The organism is Pseudomonas sp. NPDC098747 (assembly GCF_044760045.1).
Classification (GTDB): domain Bacteria; phylum Pseudomonadota; class Gammaproteobacteria; order Pseudomonadales; family Pseudomonadaceae; genus Aquipseudomonas.
This window is the reverse complement of sequence record NZ_JBIWAL010000013.1, coordinates 87,179-93,607: the sequence shown is the minus strand read 5'-3', so window position 1 is coordinate 93,607 and position 6,429 is coordinate 87,179. Positions and strand designations below refer to the sequence as shown.

5 protein-coding genes and 1 pseudogene are annotated in these 6,429 nt (G+C 58.9%); 2 read left to right on the top strand and 4 right to left on the bottom strand.

Annotated elements, in window-relative coordinates; translation table 11 throughout:
* The 3 genes and pseudogenes from ACIQVE_RS11250 to ACIQVE_RS11240 all read right to left on the bottom strand — a co-directional run.
* A pseudogene (locus tag ACIQVE_RS11250) lies at window positions 1-1,386 on the bottom strand (phosphate ABC transporter permease); the annotation flags it as partial.
* A 177-nt stretch (window positions 1,387-1,563) separates the two neighbouring features.
* Entirely contained in the window at window positions 1,564-2,562 is a 999-nt protein-coding gene (locus tag ACIQVE_RS11245) for a phosphate ABC transporter substrate-binding protein PstS family protein (RefSeq protein WP_402807904.1), read from the bottom strand.
* Window positions 2,563-2,720: 158 nt separating this feature from the next.
* Window positions 2,721-4,019, bottom strand: coding sequence for an MFS transporter (locus ACIQVE_RS11240; RefSeq protein ID WP_402807903.1), 1,299 nt, complete (start codon window positions 4,017-4,019; stop codon window positions 2,721-2,723).
* Window positions 4,020-4,393: 374 nt separating this feature from the next.
* On the opposite strand from ACIQVE_RS11240, the gene ACIQVE_RS11235 reads away from it, so the two are divergent.
* Both ACIQVE_RS11235 and ACIQVE_RS11230 read left to right on the top strand, forming a co-directional pair.
* Window positions 4,394-4,798 carry an acyl-CoA thioesterase gene (locus ACIQVE_RS11235; RefSeq protein WP_003229628.1) on the top strand — a complete coding sequence of 135 codons (405 nt, stop codon included), beginning with the start codon at window positions 4,394-4,396 and terminating at the stop codon, window positions 4,796-4,798.
* A 58-nt stretch (window positions 4,799-4,856) separates the two neighbouring features.
* Window positions 4,857-5,756 (top strand): D-hexose-6-phosphate mutarotase, encoded by a 900-nt coding sequence (locus ACIQVE_RS11230; protein ID WP_402807902.1) that lies wholly within the window; start codon window positions 4,857-4,859, stop codon window positions 5,754-5,756.
* Between the two features lie 124 nt (window positions 5,757-5,880).
* On the opposite strand, the gene ACIQVE_RS11225 is transcribed toward ACIQVE_RS11230, so the two are convergent.
* Window positions 5,881-6,417 (bottom strand): DUF3299 domain-containing protein, encoded by a 537-nt coding sequence (locus ACIQVE_RS11225; RefSeq protein ID WP_402807899.1) that lies wholly within the window; start codon window positions 6,415-6,417, stop codon window positions 5,881-5,883.
* Window positions 6,418-6,429 lie beyond the last annotated feature (12 nt).

Genomic DNA, 6,429 nt, shown 5'->3' with positions numbered 1-6,429 from the left:
CAGGGTGCCGAAGGTCAGTGGCGACAGGCTCAGTTTCGGTTCGAAATCGGTGTTGGCCGCAGTCGATTGCCAGACGTATTTAGGCTCGTCGTAGTTCTCGTACCAGACTTTGCTCCACAACGCGCTCCAGGAAACTTCCGGGTGCGGGTTATCGAGCAGCAGCGGTTGCAGCTTGCCGCCGGCTTCGACGATCACGCGGTTGGCGCGTGGCGACAGACCAAACAGGCCCTGGCCTTCAACAACCTGGTCGACCAGCAATGTGCGATGCGCCGTGCTGTGGAACACGCCGAGCTTGCCGTCGGCATCCAGCGCGAGAAAGCCCTTGCGGCGCTCTTCGGCAGAGATTTCCACGATTGGCGATTTGCCCATCTGGAACGTACGAATCTGCTTCAGACGCTGTTCGCCATCAGGGTCGCGGGCCATGAACCACTGGGCCAGACCACCCTTGGAGTCACCGATGATCAGCGAGATACCGCCGACCAGCTGTGTGGTTGCGGTGACTTCGGCGTCAGCATTTTCCAGCAGTTTGTAGCGACCGTTCAGGCTCTTGTCGCGCAGGCTGAACACGTCGGCCTGCGCACGACCGTTGACCACATACAGCCATTGCTGGCGCGGGTCGACGAAGATGTTTTTCACCGGCTCAGTCATCTGCGGCAGATCAATACGCTTCTGCTCGTTGGTGACTTCACCAGTCATCATGTTTTCTTCGCTGGTCAGCGACAAAACGTTGAGTTGCGAACCGGTCGACCCCACCAGCATCAGGGTCGTATCGGTAGCGTTGAGGCTGACGTGCTCCAGCGCACCGCCGCTTTCGTTCAAAACGATCGGCGTGTTGCCGTACGGGTATTCGATAGCCGGGGTGATGGTTTTCTTGCCATCGGGATAACTGACTTTATAGGTGTGACGGAACACCACTGCCTGACCGTTGGACAGGCCCACGGCGACCAGCGGATGACCTGGCTGGTCCTCACCAATGGAGGTCACAGTTGCGCCCGCCGGCAACAACAGATCGACGCGCTTCAGCTCAGCGCCACTGTCGAGATCGAAGAACAGCGCCTGGCCCTTGTCGGAGACGCGCATGGCTACCTGATTCTGCTCTTCGAGCGAGATCATCAGTGGCTTGCCGGCGTCCTGCATCCAGGCTGGGGTGATGGCATCTTTCACGGTCAGGTCGGCACCTTTGAACAGCGGCGCAACGACGTAGGCTAGAAAGAAGAAGATCAGGGTAATGGCTGCGAGCACCGCCAAGCCGCCAACGAGGACGTACCAGCGGGTGAAGCGATCCTTGAGCGCGCGAATGCGGCGCTTGCGTTGCAGCTCAGGCGTATTGAAGTCAATGCGCTTGGGAGGATTAGTAGTCATTTGGGAATTGGCCAGATCATTCATGCGCTCACCCTAGCGATCCTGTATGACAGAAAGATGACAGTGCAGTGACGCAACAAATCCACCGCCAGCAGGACTGGCAGGGGATCGGGAATTTGAGGTGTGTAAAGGGCCGGCCTGCCAAGCAGATCCGGCCCTTTACTAGAGTCCGCGGGGGTTCACCCCGGACTCAATTTGTTGTTACTTCTTTACGACAGCAGCGCCTTCTTGCAGACCCAGATCAGCCAGTGCTTTTGCAGCAACCTTGGCTGGCAGCGGGATGTAGCCGTCTTTCACAACAACTTCCTGACCCTGTTTGGACAGAATCAGCTTCACGAACTCGGCTTCCAGCGGGGCCAGAGGCTTGTTCGGGGCTTTGTTGACGTAAACGTAGAGGAAGCGCGACAGCGGGTACTTGCCGTTCAGGGCATTTTCTTCGGTGTCTTCGATGAACTCGGTGCTGCCTTTCTTGGCCAGAGCTACCGTTTTCACGCTAGCAGTTTTGTAGCCGATGCCCGAGTAACCAACGCCGTTCAGCGAAGAGCTGATCGACTGCACGACCGAAGCCGAACCTGGTTGTTCGTTGACGTTTGGCTTGTAGTCACCTTTGCACAAGGCTTCTTCTTTGAAGTAGCCATAGGTGCCCGATACCGAGTTACGACCGAACAGTTGAACCGGCTTGTTTGCCAGGTCGCCTGTCACGCCCAGGTCACCCCAGGTTTTCACGTCGGTTTTAGCGCCGCACAGACGAGTGGACGAGAAGATCGCATCGACCTGTTCCATGGTCATGTGCTGGATCGGGTTGTCCTTGTGCACGAACACTGCCAGGGCATCCACGGCAACCGGGATGGCGGTTGGCTTGTAGCCATACTTGGTTTCGAAGGCTTGCAGCTCGTTGTCCTTCATCTTGCGGCTCATCGGGCCCAGGTTAGCGGTGCCTTCAGTCAGCGCAGGTGGCGCGGTCGAGGAACCGGCGGCCTGAATCTGGATGTTTACGTTCGGGTATTCTTTTTTGTAGTTCTCGGCCCAGAGGGTCATGAGGTTGGCCAGAGTATCGGAGCCGACGCTGGACAGGTTGCCCGACACACCAGTGGTCTTGGTGTAGCTCGGGATAGCAGGGTCAACAGCGGCAGCCGCGTTGGCAGTCGCAACGCCAGCAGCGACAAAAGTCATTGCCGCCATCAAACGCTTCAGTTTCATGCCTTACTCCTAGCAGATAGGTGTGTTAAGTCGGGGCCAAGTATCAGCAGGCCGTGTGAACACTCTATGGCTGAAATATGACAATTGGATGAAAGGCCAGCATCGCGCGAAAGATCGTTCCCACGCTCTGCGTGGGAATGATCAGGCAAGCGTGAGGATCAACGGCCCTTCTTCCACAACCACGCCCCCACCAGAATCCCGACCCCGCACAACACCGCCACATAGTAGGCAGGCCCCATCGGGCTTTCCTTAAGCAGCAGGCTGACGATCATCGGCGTCAGGCCACCGAAGATTGCGTACGCCACGTTGTACGAAAACGACAACCCGCTGAAGCGCACCACCGGTGGGAACGCCTTGACCATCACATACGGCACCGCACCGATGGTGCCAACCAGCAAACCCGTCAGGGCATACAACGGGAACAGCCAGTTCGGGTGATCTGCAAGGCTGTGATAGAAGGTCCAGGAGCTAATCAACAGGCCCAGGCAACCGAACACGAACACGCGGCCAGCGCCGAAGCGATCAGCCAACGCACCGGAAATGATGCAGCCGAAACTCAGGAACACAATCGCCAGGCTGTTGGATTGCAGCGCTGTGGTTGGCGAGAAGTGATAGACCGTTTGCAGCACGGTCGGGGTCATCAGGATCACCACGACGATGCCGGCCGAGAGCAGCCAGGTCAGCAGCATCGAGATCGCAATCGCCCCGCGATGGTCACGCAGCACTGCGCGAAGAGGTACTTCTTCGGCCAATGCTTTACGCAGTTGCAGCTCGGCGAACACCGGGGTTTCGTGCAGCCAGCGGCGCAGGTAAACCGAGAACAGGCCGAACACGCCGCCAAGCAGGAATGGAATCCGCCAGGCGTAATCGGAAACCTCGGTCGGCGTATAAATGCTGTTGATCGCCGTGGCGACCAGCGAGCCGAGCAGGATACCGGCGGTCAGGCCGCTGGTGAGGGTGCCGCAGGCGTAGCCCATATGCCTTTGCGGTACGTGTTCGGAAACGAAGACCCACGCCCCCGGCACTTCCCCGCCAATCGCCGCGCCCTGGATCACGCGCATTAATAGAAGAAGGATCGGCGCCCACATGCCAATCTGCGCATAAGTCGGCAGCAAGCCCATGATCAGGGTTGGCACAGCCATCATGAAGATGCTCAGGGTGAACATCTTCTTGCGCCCCAGCAGATCGCCGAAGTGCGCCATGACGATGCCGCCCAGCGGCCGCGCGAGGTAACCGGCGGCGAAGATGCCGAAGGTCTGCATCATCCGCAGCCACTCGGGCATGTCGGCCGGGAAGAACAGTTTGCCGACTACGGTGGCAAAGAATACGAAGATGATGAAATCGTAAAATTCCAGCGCGCCCCCCAGGGCGGACAGCGACAGAGTCTTGTAGTCATTGCGGGTCAACGGTCGTGCGGGTTGCTCGGGCTGCGCGAGGCTCGAAGGCGCTGTGGTCATGGCAAGGGCTTCTCTTATAGTCGGATCTGCCGCCACAACAACGCTGGCGGTGGCTTGGGCAGGTTCGGCACCATAGCAAATTGTTCGAAAAAGCACATAGAGGCGCGTAATTGACGGTCGAAATCAGAACCGGACGGTCGTCGTGGAGTCTACCGACCGATATACTCGCAAACTTGCCCCGGTTTGTAGGGGGTTGCTGTGCGAAAACGTTGTTGGCCCGCCCTTTGATCGGCGCAGCCGGTTTCGCAGAGTTTCCCTTTAGTTGCTTACGGAAAACGTGACGAACGTAGTATGTTCGGTGCTGAATCGTTTTTCCCGAAGACGGCTACCACCAGCAGCACACACGAAGAGTCACGGGTCAGAGGCCCCCCGGCATGATAGAACTCGAACAAGAAGATCCGATCCCGCAAGGCGACCTGGCCCTGCAAATTACCGCGCTTCCGCGCGAAACCAACGGCTTTGGCGATATTTTCGGCGGCTGGCTGGTAGCGCAGATGGATTTGGCCGGCACCGCGATGGCCAGCCGTGTCGCCGGTGGCCGAGTGGCCACTGTCGCCATTGATCGCATGGCGTTTCTCGTGCCAGTGGCGGTCGGTGCGCAATTGTCCTTTTATACCCAGACACTGGAAATCGGTCGCAGCTCGATCCAGATGATGGTCGAGGTGTGGAGCGACGATCCGCTGTCCAGCGAGTGGCGTAAAGTGACCGAAGCGGTATTCGTCTTCGTTGCCATCGACGGCAGCGGCCGCACTCGCTCGGTGCCACCACGCGCACGTTAAACCTCGCGGCCGTTTTGCGGTCGATAGTCGTCCCAAGTGTCTGATCGAGAGCTGTCCCATGACCACGCCAAACGTTGAAGCCGTGAAACTGGATGAACTGAACTGCTGGCGCATTCGCCACGGTCAGGCCGAAGTGCTGGTCGCCCAGCAAGGCGCGCACATCCTCAGTTATCAGATCGACGGCCAGCCGCCGATTATCTGGCTCAACGACAAGGCCACGTTCAAGACCGGCAAGAGCATCCGCGCCGGCGTACCGGTGTGCTGGCCATGGTTCGGCGTCTTCGAGCGCAATCCGCAGAGCGTGAAAGCGATGCGCGTCAGCGACGAGCCGGCCCCGGCTCATGGCCTGGTGCGAGCGATGGATTGGGAGCTGGGCGGCATCGAAGCCGAGAGCAACGGCATAAAGGTCGAGTTCAAGTTGCCTTACCCCGAAGGCGGCCTGCCGGGTTGGCCGCATCAGGTGGATCTGACCCTGACTTTGCATCTGTCTGATCAGTTGCAATTCAGCCTGACCAGCCATAACCATGGCAGTGACACCGTCAGCCTGAGTCAGGCGCTGCACACCTACTTTGCTGTCAGCGATGTGCGCAATGTGCATGTCGACGGCGTGGCGGGCCTGGATTACATCGAGACGCTGGACGAGTGGAAGATCCATAACCAGCAAGGCGATCTGCATTTTGCCGGTGAAACCGACCGTATCTACCTCGATACCCCGCCGCAACTGAGCATCGTCGACTCGACGTGGGAGCGGCGCATCGTGCTGACCGCCACCGGCTCGCGGACGGCGGTGATCTGGAACCCGTGGATCGACCGCGCGGCGGCGCTTAGCGATATGGATAACGATGGCTGGCAGCGCATGCTGTGCATCGAGACGGCGAATGTGATGAGTGATGTGGTGACTCTGGCACCGGGTGCGAGCCATACGATGGGCGTCAGCGTCGCCAGCAAACCGCTTTAACCACACCGCAATACGAAATGTGGGAGCCAGCCTGCTGGCGATGGCGTCGTGTCAGTCAACTTGAAAGTGTCTGACAGACCGCTATCGCCAGCAGGCTGGCTCCCACAGTTTTATGCGGCGGTTTTTAGAGATCAGATTCCTGCACCACCCGCACCTTGTCCGCCTCCAGCGCATAGGCCGCATCGGCCAGATCATTGTTGACCTTCTCGACCTTCAGCGTGCCGGTCACCCACAACGGCGTGTAGATGTCGTCCAGTTTCAAACCCTTCGGATAGCGCACCAGCACCAGTTGATTCGGCGGCGGTGGTGGCACGTGAATGCACGCACCCGGATACGGCACGAGGAAGAACAGCGTGCTGCGGCCCTTGGCGTCGGATTCCAGCGGTACCGGATAACCACCGATGCGGATGTGCTTGTCGTTCATCGACGCTACAGTTTTGGTCGAATACATCACCGCCGGCAAACCTTTGGCCTGCTTCATGCCGCCCTTCTCGGTGAAGGTGCCATTGGCTTCCGGGGAGTCGTGGTCGATTTCAGGCATGGCCTCGAGGGCCTTTTGATCCGACTTGGGCATCAGTTCGAGCCAGTCGGTTTCCGGGAGTTCGCTGGCGTGGACCAAACCGCTGCCCAGCAATAGGAGAGTCAACAGAAGACGGCGCATGAAAGTGCTCGG